At 60.5% G+C, this 22,821-nt stretch carries 24 protein-coding genes; 15 read left to right on the forward strand and 9 right to left on the reverse strand.

The genetic code is table 11. From position 1 onward, the window contains the following. The first annotated feature begins 528 nt into the window (after nt 1-528). The 9 genes from ACP7BX_RS21990 to ACP7BX_RS22030 all read left to right on the forward strand — a co-directional run bounded on the left by ACP7BX_RS21990 (nt 529) and on the right by ACP7BX_RS22030 (nt 9,517). Nucleotides 529-1,863 carry an amino acid permease gene (locus ACP7BX_RS21990; RefSeq protein ID WP_426131717.1) on the forward strand — a complete coding sequence of 445 codons (1,335 nt, stop codon included), beginning with the start codon at nt 529-531 and terminating at the stop codon, nt 1,861-1,863. Then, nucleotides 1,856-3,118, forward strand: a complete 1,263-nt coding sequence (locus tag ACP7BX_RS21995) for an aspartate aminotransferase family protein (protein ID WP_426131719.1) — start codon at nt 1,856-1,858, stop codon at nt 3,116-3,118. The genes ACP7BX_RS21990 and ACP7BX_RS21995 overlap by 8 nt, the downstream gene beginning before the upstream one ends. Before the next feature lie 74 nt (nt 3,119-3,192). Continuing rightward, a complete protein-coding gene (locus ACP7BX_RS22000; protein WP_426131721.1) occupies nt 3,193-3,921 on the forward strand; it encodes a TetR/AcrR family transcriptional regulator C-terminal domain-containing protein in 729 nt (242 codons plus the stop codon). Between the two features lie 118 nt (nt 3,922-4,039). Beyond that, entirely contained in the window at nt 4,040-6,037 is a 1,998-nt protein-coding gene (locus ACP7BX_RS22005) for an acetoacetate--CoA ligase (protein WP_426131723.1), read from the forward strand. After that, the gene (locus tag ACP7BX_RS22010) at nt 6,034-7,212 is read left to right on the forward strand and encodes a thiolase domain-containing protein (RefSeq protein WP_426131725.1); all 1,179 of its coding nucleotides are present in this window, start codon (nt 6,034-6,036) and stop codon (nt 7,210-7,212) included. The genes ACP7BX_RS22005 and ACP7BX_RS22010 overlap by 4 nt, the downstream gene beginning before the upstream one ends. Nucleotide 7,213: 1 nt before the next feature. After that, nucleotides 7,214-7,594 carry a Zn-ribbon domain-containing OB-fold protein gene (locus ACP7BX_RS22015; RefSeq protein ID WP_426131727.1) on the forward strand — a complete coding sequence of 127 codons (381 nt, stop codon included), beginning with the start codon at nt 7,214-7,216 and terminating at the stop codon, nt 7,592-7,594. Between the two features lie 110 nt (nt 7,595-7,704). Beyond that, a complete protein-coding gene (gene ycaC / locus ACP7BX_RS22020) occupies nt 7,705-8,337 on the forward strand; it encodes an isochorismate family cysteine hydrolase YcaC (RefSeq protein ID WP_016978556.1) in 633 nt (210 codons plus the stop codon). Between the two features lie 149 nt (nt 8,338-8,486). Next, nucleotides 8,487-9,053 carry a hypothetical protein gene (locus tag ACP7BX_RS22025; RefSeq protein ID WP_426131729.1) on the forward strand — a complete coding sequence of 189 codons (567 nt, stop codon included), beginning with the start codon at nt 8,487-8,489 and terminating at the stop codon, nt 9,051-9,053. Nucleotides 9,054-9,082: 29 nt separating this feature from the next. After that, the gene (locus ACP7BX_RS22030; protein ID WP_314533545.1) at nt 9,083-9,517 is read left to right on the forward strand and encodes a hypothetical protein; all 435 of its coding nucleotides are present in this window, start codon (nt 9,083-9,085) and stop codon (nt 9,515-9,517) included. Nucleotides 9,518-9,532: 15 nt separating this feature from the next. Here ACP7BX_RS22030 and ACP7BX_RS22035 read toward each other — a convergent pair whose 3' ends face one another. Then, a complete protein-coding gene (locus tag ACP7BX_RS22035; RefSeq protein ID WP_426131731.1) occupies nt 9,533-10,564 on the reverse strand; it encodes a PDDEXK nuclease domain-containing protein in 1,032 nt (343 codons plus the stop codon). A gap of 187 nt (nt 10,565-10,751) precedes the next feature. On the opposite strand from ACP7BX_RS22035, the gene ACP7BX_RS22040 reads away from it, so the two are divergent. From ACP7BX_RS22040 to ACP7BX_RS22065, 6 genes are all read left to right on the forward strand, one after another. Then, entirely contained in the window at nt 10,752-11,396 is a 645-nt protein-coding gene (locus tag ACP7BX_RS22040; protein ID WP_426131733.1) for an NAD(P)H-dependent oxidoreductase, read from the forward strand. Continuing rightward, nucleotides 11,335-11,712, forward strand: coding sequence for a MerR family transcriptional regulator (locus ACP7BX_RS22045; protein WP_426131735.1), 378 nt, complete (start codon nt 11,335-11,337; stop codon nt 11,710-11,712). Before ACP7BX_RS22040 ends, ACP7BX_RS22045 begins: the two co-directional genes overlap by 62 nt. A gap of 158 nt (nt 11,713-11,870) precedes the next feature. Continuing rightward, nucleotides 11,871-12,113 carry an exodeoxyribonuclease VII small subunit gene (locus ACP7BX_RS22050; RefSeq protein ID WP_003176346.1) on the forward strand — a complete coding sequence of 81 codons (243 nt, stop codon included), beginning with the start codon at nt 11,871-11,873 and terminating at the stop codon, nt 12,111-12,113. Further along, complete coding sequence (ispA, locus tag ACP7BX_RS22055; protein ID WP_314533555.1) at nt 12,110-12,997, forward strand: (2E,6E)-farnesyl diphosphate synthase; 888 nt, start codon at nt 12,110-12,112, stop codon at nt 12,995-12,997. The genes ACP7BX_RS22050 and ispA overlap by 4 nt, the downstream gene beginning before the upstream one ends. A gap of 110 nt (nt 12,998-13,107) precedes the next feature. Further along, a complete protein-coding gene (gene dxs, locus ACP7BX_RS22060; protein ID WP_314533557.1) occupies nt 13,108-15,006 on the forward strand; it encodes a 1-deoxy-D-xylulose-5-phosphate synthase in 1,899 nt (632 codons plus the stop codon). A 44-nt stretch (nt 15,007-15,050) separates the two neighbouring features. Further along, entirely contained in the window at nt 15,051-16,946 is a 1,896-nt protein-coding gene (locus ACP7BX_RS22065; RefSeq protein WP_426131738.1) for a TonB-dependent receptor domain-containing protein, read from the forward strand. Here the strand turns inward: ACP7BX_RS22065 and ACP7BX_RS22070 are convergent. The 8 genes from ACP7BX_RS22070 to ribBA form a co-directional block, all read right to left on the reverse strand. Beyond that, complete coding sequence (locus tag ACP7BX_RS22070; protein WP_314533560.1) at nt 16,943-17,728, reverse strand: cobalamin-binding protein; 786 nt, start codon at nt 17,726-17,728, stop codon at nt 16,943-16,945. The two genes, ACP7BX_RS22065 and ACP7BX_RS22070, sit on opposite strands and share 4 nt — an antisense overlap. Further along, nucleotides 17,725-18,144, reverse strand: coding sequence for a nuclear FMR1 interacting 1 family protein (locus ACP7BX_RS22075; protein WP_033897956.1), 420 nt, complete (start codon nt 18,142-18,144; stop codon nt 17,725-17,727). The genes ACP7BX_RS22070 and ACP7BX_RS22075 overlap by 4 nt, the downstream gene beginning before the upstream one ends. Further along, nucleotides 18,141-18,758 carry a GTP cyclohydrolase II gene (ribA, locus tag ACP7BX_RS22080; protein WP_016978544.1) on the reverse strand — a complete coding sequence of 206 codons (618 nt, stop codon included), beginning with the start codon at nt 18,756-18,758 and terminating at the stop codon, nt 18,141-18,143. Before ribA ends, ACP7BX_RS22075 begins: the two co-directional genes overlap by 4 nt. A 129-nt stretch (nt 18,759-18,887) precedes the next feature. After that, nucleotides 18,888-19,607, reverse strand: coding sequence for a transporter substrate-binding domain-containing protein (locus tag ACP7BX_RS22085; protein WP_314533563.1), 720 nt, complete (start codon nt 19,605-19,607; stop codon nt 18,888-18,890). Nucleotides 19,608-19,673: 66 nt separating this feature from the next. Then, nucleotides 19,674-20,639: a thiamine-phosphate kinase gene (gene thiL, locus ACP7BX_RS22090; RefSeq protein WP_426131741.1), complete on the reverse strand. Its 966-nt coding sequence runs from the start codon at nt 20,637-20,639 to the stop codon at nt 19,674-19,676. Nucleotides 20,640-20,657: 18 nt separating this feature from the next. Then, nucleotides 20,658-21,158, reverse strand: a complete 501-nt coding sequence (gene nusB / locus ACP7BX_RS22095) for a transcription antitermination factor NusB (protein ID WP_010206836.1) — start codon at nt 21,156-21,158, stop codon at nt 20,658-20,660. Then, nucleotides 21,155-21,631 carry a 6,7-dimethyl-8-ribityllumazine synthase gene (gene ribH, locus ACP7BX_RS22100; protein WP_426131744.1) on the reverse strand — a complete coding sequence of 159 codons (477 nt, stop codon included), beginning with the start codon at nt 21,629-21,631 and terminating at the stop codon, nt 21,155-21,157. The genes nusB and ribH overlap by 4 nt, the downstream gene beginning before the upstream one ends. A gap of 90 nt (nt 21,632-21,721) precedes the next feature. Continuing rightward, entirely contained in the window at nt 21,722-22,813 is a 1,092-nt protein-coding gene (ribBA, locus tag ACP7BX_RS22105) for a bifunctional 3,4-dihydroxy-2-butanone-4-phosphate synthase/GTP cyclohydrolase II (RefSeq protein ID WP_033897960.1), read from the reverse strand. Between the last annotated feature and the right edge of the window lie 8 nt (nt 22,814-22,821).

The raw sequence follows: 22,821 nt of genomic DNA on the forward strand, positions 1-22,821 counted from the left end.
CTGCGCACAGCCACCATAAAGTGCAGGTGAGAAGACACCTGTCTTTGGGATGGCGCGTGCGCCTAGCGAGGTCCGGGCGACTAAACCCGATCACTGAATAGGCAGTGACAATCCGCAGCCTATTCACCCATCCCCGCTGGCGCAATGCGCTGGGGATTCTCTCGGAAACGTCCTGCAAATGAAAGCGACCCGCCCTGCTGGCCCTTGAAAATCACCTCCTAATCCCCCTGTGTCCCCCCCACCCAAGCTGTGTTTCCTGGTGACACCTCACCGCCGCTCCCCACTCAAAGCCCTCCCAAAGAAACGTCCTACACCCATATCTAGACAAACCCTCTACGCCGTAAACCCCCGTCCCTTCGGCCTGATGGCCCAAAACCTGCTTATTGCACACCGTACAATAAAACCGGCCCAAGCCGGACCACCACCCACAACCACTGCGCAACGCAGTACGAGGGAATGCTGATGTCCACAACACCGCTTCACTCTTCCAACCATGGCTTGGCGCGATCGCTTAAAGAGCGCCATGTGATGTTGATCGCAATCGGCGGAATTATCGGGGCCGGTTTGTTTTTGGGGTCGGGCAAAGCGATTGCCACGGCGGGGCCGGCATTGTTGCTGGCGTATGCGTTGTGTGGGGGGATGGTTTATCTGATTGCGCGGGCGTTGGGGGAGTTGTCGTTGTATCGGCCCAGCAGTGGGTCGTTTGCGACCTATGCGGAGGAGTTTTTGGGGCCGCGAGTGGCGTTTATCACGGGGTGGTCGTATTGGATGATCTGGATTCTGGTGGGGGTGCTGGAGGTGACCGGGATCGGGGTGTTGATGAAGTATTGGTTCCCGGAGTTGCCGCAGTGGATTCCGGCATTGGTCACTGTTGGGGTGTTGATGGTGATCAATCTGTTTGCGGTGAAGACCTTCGGCGAGGTGGAGTTCTGGCTGGCGTTGATCAAGGTGTTGACGATTGTCGGACTGATTGGGGCGGGGTTGGTGATTCTGCTGTTTGGGCTGGAGACGTCGGCGCAGACGACACCCTCGGTAGCCAATCTCTGGCAGCACGGTGGGTTTTTTCCGAATGGCTGGAGTGGGTTTTGGTTTGCGGTGCCTGTCGCCGCTTTTACCTTTGCGGGCATTGAAGTAGTCGGTCTGGTCGCGGCGGAAACGGCGGAGCCGCAGCGCACGTTGCCCCGTGCGATCAATAGCATTTTGTGGCGGATGGCGATTTTTTACCTGGGGTCGACGGCGGTGATCATGGCGCTGTATCCGTGGAATCAGATCGATACGTCGCAAAGCCCGTTTGTGATGGTGTTCGACAGCATCGGGCTGGGGATGGCGGCTGGGTTGATCAATTTTGTGGTGATCAGCGCGTTGGCGTCTTCGTGTAATACCGGGCTGTTTGCCACCAGCCGAATGTTGTTTGCGCTGTCACATATTCAGCAGGCGCCGCGTCAGTTGCAGGTGCTGAGCCCGCACCAGGTACCGGCGCGGTGCTTGATGGTCTCGACGGCGATTTTGCTGGTGGGGGTGCTGCTGAACTACTTGATTCCGGAGCGCATTTTCAGCCTGTTGATCACCGGCATTCTGGGCCTGTTGATTTGGGTATGGGTGGTGATTATCACGGCGCATATGGCTTATCGCCGCAAGGTGCAGCGCAATGGCTTGGCCCAGGTGCATTACCGTTTGCCCTGGCCCAAGCTCAGCAGTGTCTTGGTGCTGGGTTACCTGGGTGTGCTGACGGTGTTGGTGATCCGCGACCCGGAAACGCGGGCGGCGTTTTACGTAGCGGCGGCGTGGTTCGGGTTGTTGATGCTGGTGTATCCGAAACGTGCGGCGCTGAAAAAGGGGGTGGGTGATGCCTGGAATGCTTGAGCTGGAACATTGCATTCAACGGTACATCCGGGCCAATCCCAACAGTGCACGTCAGCTGGATTGGGCGGCGCGAGTGATGCCGGGTGGCAACACGCGCTCGGTGCTGTTTTACGAGCCGTTTCCGTTGGTGATGACGGGCGGCAACGGGTGTTCTCTCGACGATCTGGACGGGCACCGCTATGTCGACTTTTTGGCCGAATACACGGCGGCGCTGTATGGGCACTCTCATCCGGTGATCACCCATGCGCTGTCAAAAGCGATGGCGAACGGGTTGAATCTGAGTGCGCACACGGAGTGGGAAGCGCGGCTGGCGGCAGTGATTGTGGAGCGCTTCAGTTGCATCAAGCAGGTGCGCTTTACCAACTCCGGCACCGAGGCGAATCTGCTCGCACTGGCGGCGGCAAAAGCCTACACCGGGCGCAACGGCGTCATCGCGTTCAACGGCGGTTACCATGGTGGCGTGTTGAGTTTTGCCGGGACGAGCACAGCGATGAATGTGCCGCATCGGGTGTACCTGGCTGACTATAACGACCTGGAGAGTGTCGAGCGTTTGCTGCGTGAGCATGTCGACATCGCGGCCATCCTGGTAGAGCCGATGCTCGGTGCAGGCGGGTGTATTTGCGCAGAGCCGGGTTTTCTCGAAGGCTTAAGAGAAAGGAGCCAGGCCCACGGTTCACTGTTGATCTTCGACGAAGTGATGACCTCGCGCCTTGGCCCCGGTGGCCTGCAGGAAAAACTCGGCATCACGCCCGACCTGATCACCCTGGGCAAATACATTGGCGGCGGCATGCCGTGCGGTGTCCTCGGTGGGCGGCGGGACATCATGGGGCAGTTCGACCCGCGTCACGGGTGCCTCTCCCATGCGGGCACGTTCAACAACAATGTGCTGACCATGGCAGCGGGTCTCGCCGGATTGGAGCAGGTGTATACCCGCGAAGCCGCATTGGATCTGAATGCTCGAGGCGACAAGCTACGCGGACAGCTCAATCAAGCACTGGCCCCCATGGCGATGCAATTTACCGGACAAGGTTCGGTGATGAATTTGCATCCCACGGGCTTACTCATCCGTCGGCCCTCGGATATTCCAACGGACCGAAACGACCTACGCGACCTGTTCTTCTTTCACCTTCTCGAATGTGGGATCTATAGCGCGCGACGCGGGTTGTTTGCGCTGAGCTTGCCACTGACTGAGCGCGAGCTAAGCCGGCTGATAACGGCCACGCGGGCATTTGTCGAGCGCTACGGAGAAAGCTGACACCGCCCCGGCAGAGCGACAGCGAATCGGTGAACCGCTATCCTTTCGCCGTCGCTCAACCGGAACCCCCAACAATGACCAGCAAAACCGCAAACCCTCGGGGCAGGCGCAAGAAGACCGCTGGCGAAGATGCGAAAAGCCCATTGAACAGGGACACCATCATCGCAGCTGCGCTGGCGCTGATCGATCGCGATGGCCTGGACAAATGCAGCCTGCGCAACCTGGCCAACAGCCTTGGGGTGTACCCGACGGCGATCTATTGGTACGTCTCGTCGCGGGAGTTGTTGTTGAGCGAAGTGCTGGCCAAAGTCCTCGAAGATGTCGCCCCAGCGCGTCAGGAACGTTGGCAAGACTACCTGCGTGCGGCGATGGTCAACTGCCATGACGCCGTGCACCAGCACCCGAATATCGCGCCGTTGTTGGGGTCGCAATTGGTCTCCAATTCCAGCACTGACTTCAAGTTGGTCGAAGGCGTGTTGGCGGCTCTGCAACAGGCGGGTTTCAGCGGCCCTTCCCTGGTCGGTGCCTACAATACGTTTATTGCCGCGCTTGCCGGTTTCACCACGCTGGAGTACGCGCCATTGCCGGAAAACACCGAGGCATGGCAGTACCAGGTACAGGAAAACCTGCGTACCGTCGACGCCAAAAAACACCCCACTCTCGCAGAGAATATGGACCAGTTGAGCAATCGCGGTTTCAGCCTGCGCTGGCAAAATGGGGTGGACGCGGCGCTTGATGAGAGCTTCACGTTTTACGTCGATACCCTCCTCTGCGGCCTGGAAACCCTAGCCTTGCGCCGCTGAAAATTCTTACAACAAAACCAGAAACGCCACTAATTGTACGACGTACAACTTATCGCTACAGTCCGCCACGCAAGAGCACCCATGACTCGAATAACAAAAACGTCAGAGGTCTTTTATCGTGGCAACTGCATTCGACAACGTGGTCCAGGGCCAACTGCTCTGGCTGCCCTTCCCTGAACATCTTCAACACGCCCGACTCACGCATTATCTGGATTGGCTGAGGCGCGAGCGCGGGCTCAGGTTTGCCGACTATCAAGACCTGTGGCAGTGGTCGGTCGATAAACCGGAAGCCTTCTGGCAGTCGATCTGGGATCACTATCAGGTGCAGGCCAGCAGCCCACATCAGGCAGTGCTGGGTGATCGAGCAATGCCCGGTGCGCAGTGGTTTCCCGGCGCACGCTTGAACTTTGCCGAGCATATTCTGCGCAATGAGCAGGACGGCGACGCGCTGCTCTACGTGAATGAAACCACCGGCCTGCAAGGCTTGCCCTGGAGTGAATTCGCCGACCAGGTGCGCAGGCTGGCGACCTATCTACGCGAGTCGGGCGTCGTGCCGGGTGACCGGGTGGTGGCTTACTTGCCGAACATCCCCGAGGCGATGATCGCGCTGTGTGCATGTGCTTGCATCGGTGCCGTCTGGGCCAGTTGCTCACCGGATTTCGGCGCGGAGGGCGTGTTGGACCGGGTGCGGCAACTGTCTCCCAAGGTGCTGTTGGCGGTGGATGGGTATCGCTATGGCGGCAAGGTATTTGACCGGCGAGAGCAGGTACGGCATATCGCCGGCGAGCTGGAGAGTATCGAGCACGTCATTGTGCTGCCGGCGCTGTTTCCCGATGACACGCTGATGTTCGCAAACGCCATCGACTGGCCTACGTTGCAACAACGTCCTACGGTTTCCGCCGCCGATTTCCATTGCGAGCAACTGCCTTTCGATCATCCGCTATGGGTGCTGTTTTCTTCCGGCACGACCGGACTGCCCAAAGCCATCGTGCAGAGCCATGGTGGCATTCTGCTGGAGCAGTTGAAGGCCCTGCATCTGCACCTGGATTTTCGCCCCGGTGATGCCGCATTCATCTTCACCACCACGGGCTGGATGATGTGGAACACCTTGTTCAGCGCATTGCTCTGCGGAGTACGGCCGGTGCTGTACGACGGCCATCCCACTTGGCCGAATATCGATACGCTGTGGCAAATTCTGCAAGACAGTCGTGCCAGTTTTTTCGGCACCAGCCCTACCTATATCGAATTGATGAAACGCCACGACGTGGTGCCCCGGGAGCGCTTTGACCTGGGCGCGCTACGCACCGTCATGCCCGTGGGCTCGCCGGTTTCGCCACAGTGCAACGCCTGGTTTTATCGCAACCTCAAGGCCGATGTATGGGTGACCACGGGCAGCGGTGGCACGGATATCTGCACGGGACTGGTGAGTGGCGTGCCCACGCTGGCGGTGTATGCCGGGGAGATCCAGGCGCGAGCCTTGGGGGTGGATGCCCATGCGTTTGATGAACAGGGCCGGGCGGTGATTGATCAAGTGGGCGAGTTGGTGGTGACGTCACCGATGCCGTCGATGCCGGTGTATTTCTGGAATGACCCGGGGGATGAGCGTTACCGCGACAGCTATTTCCAACCCTGGCCTGGCGTGTGGCGTCATGGGGATTTTTTCCTGCTCAATGCGCGCGGAGGCTGCCAGGTGCTCGGGCGTTCGGATGCGACGCTGAATCGCTTTGGGGTGCGGATCGGCACTGCTGAGATCTACCGGGCGCTGGAGCCGATAGCGGAAATCGACGATGCACTGATCGTGAATCTGGATCTGCCCGAGGGTGGTTTCTTCATGCCGCTGTTTATCCAACTGCGCTCTGGTGCCGTGCTGGACGAAGCATTGCGCCAACGCGTGTGTGAATGTTTGCGGCAGGCTTGTACGCCCCGGCATGTGCCGGACCAGATCATCGCAGTGCCGCTGATTCCGCTGACGCTTACCGGTAAAAAAATGGAAGTGCCGGTGCGCCGAATCCTGATGGGCCACGATCCGCAAAGCGTCGCCAACCCCAGCGCCATGCGCGACCCACAGGCGCTGGCGTTTTTCATCGAATACGCCAACCGCAGGAGCCAATCATGAAGGGCAAAGCCTTTGTTGTTGGCGCTTTTGAACATCCCACGCGTCATGCGGTGGATCGCTCACTGGCGCAACTGCATGCGGATGTGGCCCGAGGCGCCTTGGCGGATGCGGGGCTTAGCCTCAGCGATGTGGACGGTTACTTCTGCGCGGGTGACGTACCCGGTTGGGACGCACCCGGCGTAGGACCTTTCTCCATAGTCGAGTACCTGGGCATACAACCCAGGCACCTGGAGACTACAGAAAGCTGGGGCTCTTCCTACCTTCATCACGTCGCCCAGGCTACCCGCGCCATTGCCGACGGGCGTTGCACCGTTGCCCTGATCACCCAGGCCGGCCGCCCGCGCGCCGAGCGCCAGCGACCGGATGCCAGTCACCTCGATCAACCGCAAACCACCTGCGAAGCGCCCTTTGAAATGCCCTACGGCGCCGCCGTGACCAACCTCTACGCGATGTGCGCCATGCGCCATCAGTACGAACACGGCACCACCGCCGAGCACCTGGCCTGGATCAAAGTCGCGGCATCGCACCATGCCCAGCACAATCCACAGGCGATGTTGCGCAAGATTGTGACGGTGGAGGATGTGTTGAACTCGCCGTTGATCGCAGCGCCCTTGCGACGGCTGGATTGCTGCGTGATCAGCGATGGCGGTGGCGCGCTGGTGGTGGTGCATCCGTCCATCGCGCGCGCCCTCAAGCGGCCGTTGATTACACCGATTGGCGCCGGTTATTCGATCAGCCATTTGAACGGCGGCTATTTCGACCTGCTGTCTTCCGGTGCGGTGAAGTCGAGTGCCGATGCGTTCGCTGAAGCACGGCTCAAACCCGGGGATATCCGCTACGCCTCGCTGTACGACAGCTTCACCATCACCGTCCTGCTCCAACTGGAAAACCTCGGTTTCTGCGCACCGGGTCAGGGCGGCGCCTTTGTTGCCGACGGAAAATTGATCAGCGGCGTGGGTCCGTTGGCAATCAACACCGACGGCGGGGGGCTGTGCAACAACCATCCTGGCAATCGCGGCGGCATGGCCCGACTGATAGAAGCGGTGCGGCAACTCCGTGGAGAAGCTCACCCGGCGGTGCAACGGCCCGACTGCGCGCTGGCCTTGGCCCACGGCACCGGGGGTTTGCTGGGCTCACGGCACGGCAGCGCGACGCTTATTCTGGAGCGCCTTTGATATGCACCTGACCTCACCGCACATCACCCCCGAAAGCGCACCGTTCTGGGAGGCCGCCAACCGCGAACAGCTATTGCTGCGCCGCTGCCTCGACACCGGCAAGCCGTATTTCTACCCCCGCGACCACAGCCCGTTTACTGGCAGCGCCCACACCGATTGGATCGTCGCCAGCGGCAACGCCACCTTGTACAGCTTCAGCTACAGCGGGCGGAACGATGAAACGTATTGCATCGCCTACGTAACGCTCGACGAAGGGCCAACAATGTTATCGGTTGCCCAGTGCGACGAGCCACGACAGTTGCGCATCGGCCAACGGCTCAAAGTGGCCTTCGCACCGACACCGAACGGGCAAAAAATACCTGTCTTCACATTGTCTCCTTAGGGTTGACGGTAAGACACATCACAGCCGATTTATCACCCAACGCCCACCCATTAATCTGTGCCCATGTTGAACGCAACGCCCCACCAACCTAAACAAAAAAGGATTCAACCATGAGCACTGCAACCTACAACCGCCTCAACAAAGACGACGCCATTGTTCTGCTGGTCGACCACCAGACCGGCCTGATTTCCCTGGTGCAGGACTTCTCGCCCAACGAGTTCAAGAACAACGTGCTGGCCCTGGCCGACCTGGCCAAGTTCTTCAACCTGCCGACCATCCTCACCACCAGCTTCGAGCAAGGCCCCAACGGCCCGCTGGTGCCAGAGTTGAAAGAGATGTTTCCGGACGCGCCATACATCGCCCGCCCAGGCCAGATCAACGCGTGGGACAACGAAGACTTCGTCAAGGCGATCAAGGCCACTGGTCGTAAGCAGATCATCATTGCGGGTGTGGTGACGGATGTGTGCGTAGCGTTCCCGACCTTGTCGGCGCTGGCGGAAGGGTTTGAGGTGTTTGTGGTGACCGATGCATCAGGCACATTCAATACCACGGTGCAGCAGGCGGCGTGGAGCCGGATGACGCAAGCCGGGGCACAACTGATGAACTGGTTCTCGGTGGCGTGTGAGTTGCACCGCGACTGGCGCAACGATATCGAAGGCCTGGGGAACCTGTTGTCCCAGCGCATTCCCAACTATCGCAACTTGATGAATGGTTACTCGGCGTTGACAGCGCGTAAGGACTAACTCAACCGCTGCACACACTAAGCCTGCCTTGAAACGCAGGCTTTTTTGGTTAACTAGCAATGCGCCATTAGCACACTCGCCCTAATTGTGACGGCGCCGCCTCACCACTAAAGTCCTTCGCTTATTTCGAGCCTCAAGGAAGGACGCTATTGAATACCTTAACCAAAGTCGGGCGTTGCCTGGCACTGTTGCCCGTCTTGCTGATCAGCACAACGTCGGTATTGGCCGATGAAGAAACACCGATCGGCGACTGGTCGATCATCTACGGCAACGGCCGCGCCCATAAAAATGTGATGTACGTGGCCGACCGTACCTCCGTGGTGCCCTCGAACCACAATAAGGGCGCGAAGCTGGTGGCCGTCACTGTGGTGTATGAAGAACCGGGCAAGCCGATGATCGATGTGTACAACATCGAGGTGCAGTGCTCCACGCGCAAGTTGCGCTTTCTCAACGGCCAGTCGGTCGCACCATTTTCCTACACCCTTACGCACTTGAAAGTCTCCAACACGTGGCAGACGCCGAAGGAGTTCTGGCTCGACCGCACGCTCGCGTATGTCTGCGAACCGGGCAAGAGCAAGGACACCATCGCCATGGGCAAGATGACCCACCTGCAGATGATCCAGACCACCAAAGCGATGTTCCAGCAATTGGGGCCGACTCAGGAAAAAAGCCAGATGATCGATGACCTCGACGACATGCTGGGCAACAAGCGCTGAGTCACACTCACCTATAAGAAGGATTCACCATGCCTACATGGACAAGGCGGTTGCTGGCTGGGCTCTTGTTGCCTGCGGTGCTGCTTATCAATGGGTGCCACCTGATTGCACAATCGCGATGGGAAGGTCGTGACGTGCAAGAGGCGCTGGATTTGTTCGGCAAACCCGACTCGATGAAGAAGCAGAATGCACCCAATGGCGACACTCAAGTGGTGATGACCTGGCACAAATCCTCTTCATGGACGACCACTGAAGCCGCGGGGACTTCAATGAATCACACCGGAAACGGGATGGTCTACACCGAGTATTACCAGCAAGTAGGGCACAGTTCGGATTGCAAGCTGGAAGCCACGGTGGATAAGACGAAGAAGATCGTGCTGTTCAGGATTGAAGATGGCCGGATCCTGCATGGCAAGTGCCTGAATGTGCCATTTGTGCCGGGGTATATTCCGCCGGGGTTTTAAGGCTATCAGTCGGTTTTAACCCGCCAGCTCCCGCTCGATCTGCTCGATGCTTGGCAGGCTGGTTCGCAGTTCTGCGGGCAACGACTCAACCAGTTGATATTCCGCCACACCAATCGGTCGGTTGTTATCGCGCAACGCATATTCGGCGACGACTTCGTTCTTGCTCTTGCACAACAGCAGGCCTATGGTGGGCCCATCTTGTGGATGTTTAAGCTGGGCATCAACGGCAGCCAGATAAAAGCTCAGCTTCCCCAGATGCTCGGGTTTGAACTTGCCGGCTTTCAGTTCGATGACCACGTAGCAGCGTAGCTTCACGTGATAGAACAGCAGGTCGACAAAGAACTCATCGCCTCCGACATCCAGCAGTACTTGCTGGCCGACAAAGGCAAAACCGGCGCCCAGCTCCAACAAAAAGTTGGTGACGTGCTTGATCAAGGCGTTTTCTATGTCGCGCTCCTGCGCGTCCAGGGCCAGGCTGAGGAAGTCAAAACGGTAAGGGTCTTTCAGCGACTCACGCGCCAGGTCGGATTGCGGTTTGGGCAGGTGGGTCTCGAAGTTGCTGACGGCCTTGCCACTGCGTTCCAGCAGGCGGTTTTCGATTTGCATCACCAGCGAGTTACGCGACCAGTTGTTCTCTATCGCCTGGGCTATGTACCAGCGGCGGGTTTCGGGGCCGGGGAGTTTGTCGAGCAACACCACATTGTGGCCCCAAGGCAATTGTGCAGCAGCCTGTTGCACAAATTCAGAACTGGGCCACGCCTCGGCAAAAGCCCGCATGTACTTGAGATTACGCGGCGAAAAACCCTTCATTCGTGGAAAGGCCGCACGCAAATCCTGGGCAAGTCGATCTATGACTTTGCTGCCCCAGCCCTGCTCCGCCTGGCGGGTCAAAATGTCGTGGCCAATCTGCCAATAGAGCAGCACCAATTCCCGATTCACCGCCAGTGTTGCGCGCTGCTGCGCCGCATGAATGCGGCCTTTCAGGTCGGTCAGCCAGTCACTGTAGCCCGCGGGTGGTGTGGTCAAGCCAATACAGGGTTCGCTCATGCCATTTCACTCTGGAGTTTTGAGGCAGGCTAGTCAGGCGCATTGACTGTCACAAGGGGCGAAGCGCGTTTCAAGAAGGACCTTTCAATCACTACAGAAACGTCCTGCTGGCCATTGCGGACTACTGACTTGACTCTCCCCTATACAGCAGCCTTTAACCTGAAACGCCCTGTTCAGGACCTCCCCCATGACCCCGCGCACCCTGGTGATCCTAGGCCACCCCTCCCGTTCCAGCTTTTGTTCAGCCCTGGCCGAAACCTACATCCAGGCCGCAAAAACCGCCGGCCATGAAGTACGTGTCCTACGCTTGGGTGACTTGGCATTCGACCCAGTCCTTCATCATGGTTACACCCAGATTCAACCGCTGGAACCCGACCTGCTCAGCGCACAATCCGACATTCTCTGGGCTACTCACCTGACCTTTGTTTTCCCGATCTGGTGGGGTGGCATCCCGGCGTTAATGAAGGGTTTTATCGACCGAGTCTTCCTACCCGGTTTTGCCTTCAAATACCGCGCGGGCAAGGCATTCCCTGACAAACTGCTTCACGGCCGAACGGCACATTTACTGGTGACCATGGACACGCCGCCATGGTATTACCGCTGGTTCTATCGCATGCCGGGCATTCACCAGATGCGCAAGACCACGCTGGGGCTGTGCGGTGTCAGGACAACAAAAACGTTGCTGTTCGGGCCGGTGCTGGGCTCCACGGCGGCGCAGCGGGATACATGGCTGAAACAGGCCGGCGCTTTAACGGAAAAAAGGAGTTTTCATGTACATCGGCAAAGCCGCGCAGTTGTCGGGCACGACCATCAAGGCGATTCGTCACTATGAGGCTGTCGGGCTGTTGCCAGCACCGCAGCGTCAGGGCCAGTACCGGGTCTATTCGGCGCAGAACGTTGAGCTGCTGATGTTCATAAAGTGCGCGCAGCAGTTGGGGTTCAAGCTCAAGGAGTTGCAGGAAATTCTTTCAGGCCACGTAGGTGATGCACTGCCTTGGGAGCGGGCGGATCAGGCTATCGCAGACAAGAAGCAGGAACTGGCCCTGAAAATTGCCGCGCTACAGGAAATGCACGTGGGATTGCAGACATTTGAAGCACAGTTGAAAACATCACAAGAACAGTGCTCGTCAATGGCGCAAAGATCCTGACCGGCGGTGAGCCGAATAAAATAGCTATTCGGCTCATTTGATGAGCCGAATAGGGCGCTTATTCGGCTCACAGCCTGAACACCCTCCCCCACTCATTTGCCCAGAATCCCCATGTCTGCTAGTGTCGCGCCGGTTTACCGTCTACCGGAATAGCCGCCATGGCCCGCAAAAAAGTTGCACTCGATTTCGAACAATCCCTCGCTGACCTGCAAACCCTGGTTGAGCGTCTGGAGAACGGCGAGTTGTCGCTGGAAGACTCGTTGACAGCGTTTGAGCAAGGCATCGGCCTGACCCGCGACTGCCAGAGCGCGCTCGCGCAGGCAGAGCAGAAGGTACAAGTGCTGCTGGAACGCGACGGGGAGTTGGCCGAAGAACCTTTCGATGCGGAACAGCCCGAATGATCGATGCGTATCAGGCCAGTAGCCAAGCCCGGGTCAATGCGGCCTTGGAACCCTTGTTTGTTGCGCCAAGCCCCGAACTCAAGCGTCTTTACGAAGCCATGCGCTACAGCGTGATGAACGGCGGCAAGCGTGTGCGCCCGTTGCTGGCGTATGCAGCGTGTGAAGCCTTGGGCGCAACCGCCGAACAGGCGAATGGCGCGGCCTGTGCGGTGGAGTTGATCCACGCCTATTCCCTGGTGCATGACGATTTGCCGGCGATGGACGATGACGATCTGCGTCGCGGCCAGCCCACCACCCACAAAGCCTTTGATGAAGCCTGCGCGATCCTCGCCGGTGACGGCCTGCAAAGCCTGGCGTTCAGCGCACTGCTGGACCCGACGCTGAGCAACGTGAATGCCGAGATCCGCTTGCGCATGGTCATGGCGCTGGCCGTGGCGGCAGGCCCGGCCGGTATGGTCGGCGGCCAGGCCATCGACTTGGGTTCGGTCGGCCAGAAGCTCGATCAACAAGCCTTGGAATACATGCACCGCCACAAGACCGGCGCCTTGATTGAAGCCGCCGTGCACCTGGGTGCGCTGGCCAGTGGGCGTGCCGAAGCCGCTCAACTGGCGGCGTTGAAGACCTACGCGCTGGCCATCGGCCTGGCGTTCCAGGTGCAGGACGACATTCTCGACGTAGAAAGCGACACGGCCACCCTAGGCAAACGCCAAGGCGCCGATATCGCACGGGATAAACCGACTTACCCTGCGTTGCTCGGGCTGGAAGCAGCCAAGGCCTATGCCCTGGAACTGCGTGACCAGGCCCTGGATGCCCTGCGACCTTTCGACGCGGCAGCCGAGCCACTGCGTGACTTGGCGCGGTATATCGTCGAACGCCGGCACTGATAACGGCGGCCTTTGCGGCCGCATATCGGCCAAGTTCAGCGCTCTGCGTGGGCAGTTCGCGATGCTTGAGGTAAACTGCCGCCTCTTCTATACCTATAACGATTCGCCTGATGCCCACGACGTTTCAAGAGATTCCCCGCAAGCGCCCGTCCACGCCCCTGCTTGACCGTGCTGTCACGCCGGCCGGCCTGCGTCGACTGGGTGAAGCCGAGCTGGAAACCCTGGCCGATGAGTTGCGCCTGGAATTGCTCTACACGGTCGGCCAGACCGGTGGGCATTTTGGTGCCGGCCTGGGCGTCATCGAGCTGACCATCGCCCTGCATTACGTGTTCGATACCCCGGATGACCGGCTGGTGTGGGACGTGGGCCATCAGGCGTATCCGCACAAGATCCTCACCGGTCGCCGCGAGCAGATGGGCACCCTGCGCCAGAAGGACGGCATTGCCGCCTTCCCGCGCCGCGCCGAGAGCGAGTACGACACCTTTGGCGTCGGCCACTCCAGCACCTCCATCAGCGCCGCGCTGGGCATGGCGATTGCCGCCCGTCTGCAAGGTAGCGACCGCAAGGCGATTGCGGTGATTGGTGATGGCGCGCTGACCGCCGGCATGGCCTTCGAAGCGCTCAACCATGCGCCGGAAGTGGACGCCAACATGTTGGTGATCCTTAACGACAACGACATGTCGATTTCGCGCAATGTCGGTGGCCTGTCCAATTACCTGGCAAAAATCCTCTCCAGCCGCACCTACGCCAGCATGCGCGAAGGCAGCAAGAAGGTACTCTCGCGTCTGCCTGGCGCGTGGGAAATTGCCCGCCGTACCGAAGAATATGCCAAAGGCATGCTGGTACCCGGCACCCTCTTCGAAGAGCTGGGCTGGAACTACATCGGCCCGATCGACGGCCACGACCTGCCCACCCTGATCGCTACGCTGCGCAACATGCGTGATCTCAAGGGCCCGCAGTTCCTGCATATCGTCACCAAGAAAGGCAAAGGCTTCGCCCCGGCGGAAGTCGACCCGATCGGCTACCACGCCATCACCAAGCTGGAACCGCTGGACGCGCCTGCCGCCGCGCCGAAAAAGGCCAGCGGGCCGAAGTATTCCGGCGTGTTCGGCGAATGGCTGTGCGACATGGCCGCCGCCGACCCGCGCCTGGTGGGCATTACCCCGGCGATGAAGGAAGGCTCGGACCTGGTCGCGTTCAGCGAGCGTTTCCCGCTGCGCTACTTTGACGTGGCAATTGCCGAACAGCACGCGGTGACCTTCGCGGCCGGCATGGCCTGTGAAGGCGCCAAGCCGGTGGTGGCGATCTACTCCACCTTCCTGCAGCGCGGTTACGATCAGTTGGTGCATGACGTCGCGGTGCAGAACCTCGACGTGCTGTTCGCCATCGACCGCGCTGGTTTGGTGGGCGAAGACGGCCCGACTCACGCCGGCAGCTTCGACTTGTCCTACCTGCGCTGCATCCCCGGCATGCTGGTGATGACGCCGAGTGACGAAAACGAACTGCGCAAGATGCTCAGCACCGGCCACCTGTACAACGGCCCGGCCGCCGTGCGTTACCCGCGTGGCAATGGCCCGAATGCAGTGATCGAGAAAGACCTTGAGCCTATCGAGATCGGCAAGGGCATCGTGCGTCGTCAAGGCAGCAAGACTGCGTTCCTGGTGTTCGGCGTGCAGCTGGCCGAAGCGCTGAAGGTGGCCGGGAAGATCGACGCCACCGTGATCGACATGCGCTTCGTCAAACCCCTGGATGAAGCGTTGGTGCGTGAGATTGCCGGCAGCCATGAGCTGCTGGTGACCGTCGAAGAAAATGCCATCATGGGCGGTGCCGGCGCGGCCGTCAGCGAGTTCCTGGCGCGGGAGAACATCCTCAAGTCGGTGCTGCACCTGGGCCTGCCGGATGTGTACGTCGAACACGCCAAGCCGGCGCAGATGCTGGCCGAATGCGGGCTGGATGAAGCGGGCATCGAGGCATCGGTTCGCGAGCGCATGGCGTTGCTCGGCCTGTAACCTACAAAAGGTGGGAGCCTGCTCCCACCTCGCTATGGATAGCCATGAAAAGCCTGCGCTTCGCCCTGCCCCTGCTGCTTTTGCCCGCCACTGATTTGCTCGCCGAGACGTTTGAGCGCGACGACGCTCTGAAACTCCCCAACGTAGTCATCAGCGCCAACCGCCAGGTCCAGGCCCGCAACGACAGCAGCGCCGCCAACACCGTCTTCACCCGCGATGATATCGACCGCCTGCAACCTACCAGCGTGACGGACCTGCTTAGCCGCGTGCCGGGTGTGCAGGTCGCGCCGACCGGTGGCCGTGGCAGCCTGCCGGGGATTTATATCCGTGGCACCAAATCCGCACAAAGCCTGGTGTTGGTGGACGGCCAGCGCATCGCCAACACCACCTCCGGCGACAGCGGCCTGCAGTACCTGAACGTCGACCAGATTGAACGGGTGGAAGTGTTGCGCGGTTCACGTTCGGTGATCTATGGCAGCGATGCGATTGGCGGGGTGATCCAGGTATTTACCCGGCGTAATGCCGAGCAGGGCCTACAGCCGCGCCTGAAAGTGGGCTTTGGCAGCCACCAAACCTGGGAGCGCAGCCTCGGCCTGTCCGGTGGCGATGAACACACGCGTTTCAACCTCGGCGCGAGCCTGGATGAGACCGCCGGCATCAACTCGACACACACGTCATTTCCCAGCGATGGCGACCATGACGCCTACCGCAACCAGTCCATCAGCCTGAACCTTAGCCACGCCTTCAACGATGGGCTGGAAGCGGGTTTCAACCTGTTGGATAACCGTGGCAAATCAGAGTACGACAACAGCTTCGGCCGCTACGACGTCGTCACCGGGCAAACGCTGGGGCAAAAGCCCTACACCGACTACACCGTGAGCAGCGCCAGCGGTTACCTGGATGCCAAGCTCAACGAGCGCTGGCAATCGCGCCTGGAACTGGGCCACAGCGAGAACCGCGATACCAAGCGCGACACCCTCAGTGACGATTTCAGCGTGTTCAACACCTACCGCGACTCGGTCAACTGGCAGAACGATCTGGCACTGAATGACCAGAACAGCCTGATACTCGGTGGCGACTGGTATGAAGACCGCCTCCATGGCTCTACCACCTTTACCGAGAACAGTCGCTGGAACCGCGCCGCCTTTGTGCAGCATCGCTTCCACGGCGAAGGGTTTTCCACCGAGCTGGGCCTGCGGCGTGACCAGAACCAACAGTTCGGCGGGCAGAACAGCTGGAGCGGCACCCTGACCTTGCCCGTCAACCCGGACAATGACCTGCTGCTGAGCTACAGCGAGGGCTTCCGAGCCCCGACCTTCAATGACCTGTATTACCCGGACGAATACGGCTTCAAGAACAGCAACCCGGACCTGAAGCCCGAAACCTCGAAAAGCTACGAGATGCAATGGCGCAGCCAACTCAGCGACACCAGCCGCCTGGAAGCTTCGCTGTATCGCACCGATATCCAGGATGCGATCGTGTTCGGCAGCGACGGCCCGCAAAACGTCAGTTCGGCGCGCATCAACGGTTTCGAGGCCGCACTCAAGCAAGAGCTGTTCGGCTGGCAAAGCAGCCTGGGACTGGCGTTGATTGATCCACGAGACCGCGATTCCGGGCATACGTTGGCACGTCGCGCCAGGCGCACAGTGAGCCTGGATCTGGATCGCCAGTTCGACCAATTCGGCGTCGGCGCCAGCTGGCAGGCGGTCAGCAGCAGCTACGACGACCCGAAGAACCAGCAGCCGTTGGGAGGCTATGGGTTGCTCGGGTTGCGCGCCAGTTGGGCGGTGAACCGTGAAATCGTGCTGAACATGAAGGTCGATAACCTCCTGGACAAAGCCTACAGCCGGGCGCTGTATCAGTATCAAGGCCAGCAATATGGCTACCGGGAAGAGGGCCGTGCGCTGATGGTTGGTGTGACCTGGACGCCGGACCTCTAACGGGGCGCAATCACCTGACACAACCGCGCCACCGCCTCCAGCATCTGCCCGCTCGGACGCTCCAGGCCTTTATCCGGTACCACGCGCACCCGTTCGGCCATCGCCGGCCAGACCTTCCAGGCCTCCTTCTGCGCTTGATCCCCAACCAGAATCAATTCGGGATCACGCTGCAACACCGATTCAATGCTCACCTGCGGCGCGGGCAACTTGAGGTCATCGAACACATTGCGCGCGCCGCACACACTCAACGCATCGCTGATGATCTGCCCGCCGCCCACGGTATACAGCGGCTGGTTCCACACTTGGTAAAACACGCGCAATGGCTCGGCACGCTGATAGCGCTGACGCAGCTCGGCCAGGCGTTGACGTAGCTGCGCAGCCAATTGCCGGCCGGCTTCAGCACGGCCTAATTGCTCGGCGATGGCCTGAACCTGGGCAGTGAGTTGTTCAAGGCTATGGGGTTCAGCGACGTAGACCGGGATGTTCAGGCGCTGCAACTGCTCACGCTGGGCCGGGCCGACGCTGCCGGGCCACAGCAGGATCAAGTCGGGCTTGAGGCTGAGCAGGCGTTCCATGTCCAATTGGCCGTAATGCCCCACGGACGCCACGTGCGCCAGGGCAGCCGGGCGCTCGCCACCATCGAGCACACCCACCAGCACGTCGGCGGCGCCCAGTTCAGCAACGATTTCAGACAGTGACGGCGCCAGGCTGACCACCCGCTCGGCCGCCAAAGCCTGGGCACAGCATGCCAGCAGCAAGACCGCCAGCCAGTGACGTCTCATCCCAGTTGACGGGGAATGCGGTAGAGGTAGAACAACACCAACGTCGACAGCGCCAGCAGGAACAGCGGCACCGCTTCCAGGCCGACGAACACCGCCAGCGCGCCAATCCAGGCCGGAACCGCCGCCACCAGCAACGCCGTACGCCGACGGGCCGCCAGGGTAATCCAGGCAGCCGGTTCTTCGGGGGTATCGAGGGCTTTGGAGGTAGCGATCAACGCGTGTTTATAGCCGTTGAAGTAACGCAGGCTGAGAAACATCGAGGCCACGCCGGCAATGAAGAACGGCATGGCCAGCACTGGCAGCAAGGATTCGGCTTGGCCGAACACCAGGTTGATCACAAACAGGGGCAGCAGCGCCAGGGCCAGGTACTGCCACCAGTTGAAGGACAGTCGCCGTTTCACCTGGCCACGGGTCACGCGCGGTCGACCTCGCCCTGGTGCTCGTTGCCCATCATGTGGTCGAGCTTGCTGGCCTTGGTGGCCAGGTAGAGTTTGTTGTGCGGGTTGTGCCCGGTGTGCAGCGGCACGCGCTCGGCCACGGTGATGCCCATCTCGGTCAAGGCTTTGACCTTGCGCGGGTTGTTGGTCATCAAGCGCAGGGATTTGACGCCCAAGTGCTCCAGCATCGGCAGGCAGATCGCGTAGTCACGCTGGTCGGCGGCGAAACCCAGGCGCTCGTTGGCCTCGACGGTATCGGCGCCGCCGTCTTGCAGCTCGTAGGCGCGGATCTTGTTCATCAGGCCAATGCCACGGCCTTCCTGACGCAGGTACAGCAATACGCCACGGCCTTCACGGGCGATGGCCCGCATGGCAGCTTCCAGTTGCGAACCGCAGTCGCAACGCTGGCTGAACAGCGCATCGCCGGTCAGGCATTCGGAATGCACACGACCCAGCACTGGCGCGCCATCCGCGATATCGCCCAGGCTCAGCACAACGTGCTCGCGCCCGGTGGCCTCTTCGAGGAAGCCGTTCATGGTGAACGTGGCAAAAGGGGTAGGCAGCTTGGAAGCGGCGACGAAAACGACGGGCACCGTGTGCTCCTGATTTCAGTTTTTACGATGGCGGCCATTGTAACAGCAGGTTCCTACAGACGCTTAAGCTGAATTATCGCTGATAAAGATCAATAGGTTCGATTGGCCTTCGCCTTGGTTCTATGCAGGTCAGAACGGATACGGCTGTTTCCAGTGCTCGAAAATCGCCTTTAACTCGCCGCTTTTCACCAGCGCCGCCATGCGCTGGTCGAACACGACCATCAAGGCGCGACCTCGCTCGTTATCGGCAAACCCGATATAGAGCGGCAGTTCGGCGATGTGGGTCAGTGTGAACTTGGACGGGTCATCCGCCTGATTCAGCACGTACTTGGCCTCGGTCAGCGCATCGATGTAGAAGTCGGCCCGCGCGTGTTGCAGCATCGGCAAAATACCGTCGCGGCGCTCGATCTGGTTGAAGCGATGCACGTTGGGCAAGTACTCCTCGTACTTGTAGCCACGCACCCAGGCCAGGCGGTAATTGCCCAGCGTGGCTACCGTCGGCGCCGGCGTGCTGGCCAGGCCGAGGGCGTAGATGTGGTCGGAATCGAAGTTCCAGTGGGGGTACAACACACCCGTGGCTTCATCGCGATAGGACCCAACCCAGCCATCCACTTCGCCGCGCTGGGCCAGGCCGACCGATCGGGTGTAGGGTACGGAGCGGGTCTGCAGCGTGATTCCGGCGGGTTCGAACACCTGGCGCAGCACGTCCCAGGCCAGGCCGCTGCCGTCTTTGTTGGTGTAGTCGTTCCATTCTTCACTGGCCAGCATGACCTTGCCGGGCACGTCCTGCGCCTGGACTAACGACGTAAAGGCACACAGCACTATCAGCAGCCAGCGGCGCACATCCATGGTGGCGACCTCCTACAGGGCCTTGCATCCGTGATTACGCTATAGAGGGTAGCGCAGCTCGCCGATTCAGGGCGCCTCGCGAAAATGTTGATAGCCACGAATGGCCGGCGTTATGTCCTGCCCGTTGGCGTCGAGCAGCGTCACGCCCTGCCCCGCCTCAACCCGGCCGATCACATGGACCGGCCAGCCGTCGGCCAGCAATGGCGCCAGCTCGGCGGGTGGCAGGGTGAACGCCAGCACATAATCGTCGCCCCCGCTCAGGGCCGCCACGCGCGCGGCGTCATCGCCGACAAACGCCAACAGTGCCTGAGACAGAGGCAACCGCTGACGCTCGATCAACAGGCTGACAGCCGAAGCCGTGGCGATATGCCCGCAATCGGCCAGGAGTCCATCGGAAATATCCATGGCAGACGTGGCCTTGCCGCGCAACGCCAGCCCCAGCGCCAACTGCGGTTGCGGCGACCAGTAATGGGCTAATAACGGATCAGCGATGGCTGCGTCGGCACTGCGCTGACCCAATACCAACGGCAGCGCGCCGGCCGCATTGCCCAGTTCGCCACCGACACACAGCAAGTCACCCGGCTGCGCCCCGCTGCGGGTCAAGGCTTGCCCGGCGGGTACGCGACCAAACACAGTCAGGGTTAGGCTTAACGGCCCACGGGTGGTATCGCCGCCCACCAGGCCCACACCACAGCTCTGCGCCATCAGGTTCAAACCCTGGGCATAGCGTTGCAACCAATCGGCGTCGACCGTCGGTGTGGTGAGAGCAAGGGTAAAGGCGAGGGGGTTGGCGCCCATGGCAGCCAGGTCGCTCACTGCCACGGCCAACGAGCGCTGGCCCAGCAGGAACGGGTCGCAGGGGTCGGCAAAATGCACCCCGGCCACCAGCGTATCGGTGGAGATCGCCAGCTGCTCCCCGGCAGGAAGCGCCAGCAAGGCGCAGTCGTCGCCGATCCCAAGGGCAATGCCTTCGCCGCCTTGCGCACAGGGCGCGGCGGCGAAGTAATTGCGGATCAGCTCAAACTCGCCCATTCAGGACTCAAGCGCCAATTAGCGCTTGTACGCCTTCACTTCGGCTTCACGCAGGCGCGGCGCCAGCTTGTCGAGCACGCCGTTGACGAACTTGTGGCCGTCGGTCGAACCGTAGACTTTCGCCAGTTCGATACCTTCGTTGATGACCACGCGGTACGGCACGTCGACGCGATACAGCAGTTCCCAGGCAGACAGGCGCATCACGCACAGTTCGACCGGGTCCAACTCTTCGATGGTCAGGTCCAGGCAAGGTGCCAGGGCCGTGTCGATCTCGGTCAGGTGCGCATGCACACCGTGCAGGATGTCGTGGAAGTACGGCAGGTCGGCAAAGGTGAAATCGTTGTCGACGCGAAACTGTGCTTCGATCTCGTTCAACGAAGCGCCCGCCAGGTGACGCTGGTACAGCGCCTGGGTCGCCAATTGACGAGCAGCGCGACGCTTCTCGTTCTTGGACGGCTTGCCAGCATCGGCTGGACGTGGCTCGCGCGGGTTGAAGTTGTCGCTCTCGTCGGAAATCACTTGGCCTCCAACTGCGACAGCAGGCTGACCATTTCCAGGGCGGACAGGGCAGCTTCAGCGCCTTTGTTACCGGCCTTGGTGCCGGAACGCTCGATGGCTTGCTCGATGGAATCAACGGTCAGCACGCCGAAAGCGACTGGCACGCCAAACTCCATGGACACCTGGGCCAGGCCCTTGGTGCATTCGCCAGCCACGTATTCGAAGTGCGGAGTACCGCCACGAATGACCGCGCCCAGGGCGATGATCGCCGCGTATTCACCCTGTTGAGCAACTTTTTGCGCAACCAGTGGAATTTCGAAGGCGCCAGGCGCACGGATGATCGTGATGTCGCTCTCGCTTACACCGTGGCGAACCAGGGTGTCAACGGCACCGCTTACCAGGCTTTCAACCACGAAGCTGTTGAAGCGGCCAACCACCAGGGCATAGCGGCCTTTGGGGGCGATGAAGGTACCTTCGATGGTCTTCAGGGTCATTCGACAAATCTCTTAAAGAGCCGGGACGCGTGTATGACGCGCCCCTTAGTGATATTTGAACCGCGAACAAGGGGCGAAAATCGCCGGCCTTTATTCGGAGGGCACGTATTCTACTACTTCCAGGTCGAAACCGGATATCGCATTAAATTTCATTGGCGCACTCATCAAGCGCATTTTGCGCACGCCCAGGTCACGCAGGATCTGCGAACCGGCACCGACGATGCTGTAGGTGGTCGGTTTTTTCACCGGCGCGTGGTCAGCTGTTTCGCGGATATGCGCCAGCAACACATCGCCATCCAACGGGTGACCGAGCAACAGCACCACACCGCTGCCAGCCTCGGAAACCGCAGCCATGGCGGCGCGCAGGCTCCAGCGGCCCGGCTGCTTGACCATCAGCAGGTCACGCAGCGGGTCCATGTTGTGCACACGCACCAGGGTCGGTTCTTCGGCGCAAATGGTGCCCAGGGTCAGGGCCATGTGCACGTCGCCTTCCACTGAATCACGGTAGGTCACCAAATTGAATTGGCCCAGTTCGCTGTCCAGTGGCTGCTCGGCAATCCGCTGAACGGTACGTTCGTGGATCATGCGGTAGTGGATCAGGTCGGCAATGGTGCCGATCTTGAGGTTGTGTTCGGCGGCAAAGGCTTCGAGTTCGGTGCGACGGGCCATGGTGCCGTCGTCGTTCATCACTTCGCAGATCACTCCGCTCGGCTCGAAACCGGCCATGCGCGCCAGGTCGCAGGCGGCTTCGGTGTGACCGGCACGGGCCAGGGTGCCGCCCGGTTGGGCCATCAACGGGAAGATGTGACCGGGGCTGACGATGTCTTCGGCCTTGGCGTCTTTCGCGGCGGCGGCCTGCACGGTACGTGCGCGGTCGGCGGCGGAGATGCCGGTGGTGACGCCAGTGGTGGCTTCAATCGAGACGGTGAACTTGGTACCAAAACCCGAACCATTGCGCGGCGCCATCAACGGCAGCTTGAGCAACTCGCAGCGCTCACGGCTCATGGGCATGCAGATCAGCCCGCGGGCATGCTTGGCCATGAAGTTGATGTGCTCAGGCAGGCAGGCCTCGGCGGCCATGATGATGTCGCCTTCGTTTTCACGGTCTTCGTCATCCATCAGGATGACCATCTTGCCTTGGCGGATGTCTTCAACCAGTTCTTCGATGCTATTGAGCGCCACGCGGCACC

This window comes from Pseudomonas sp. DWP3-1-3b3 (genome assembly GCF_049896305.1).
Lineage (GTDB): Bacteria > Pseudomonadota > Gammaproteobacteria > Pseudomonadales > Pseudomonadaceae > Aquipseudomonas > Aquipseudomonas azotoformans_A.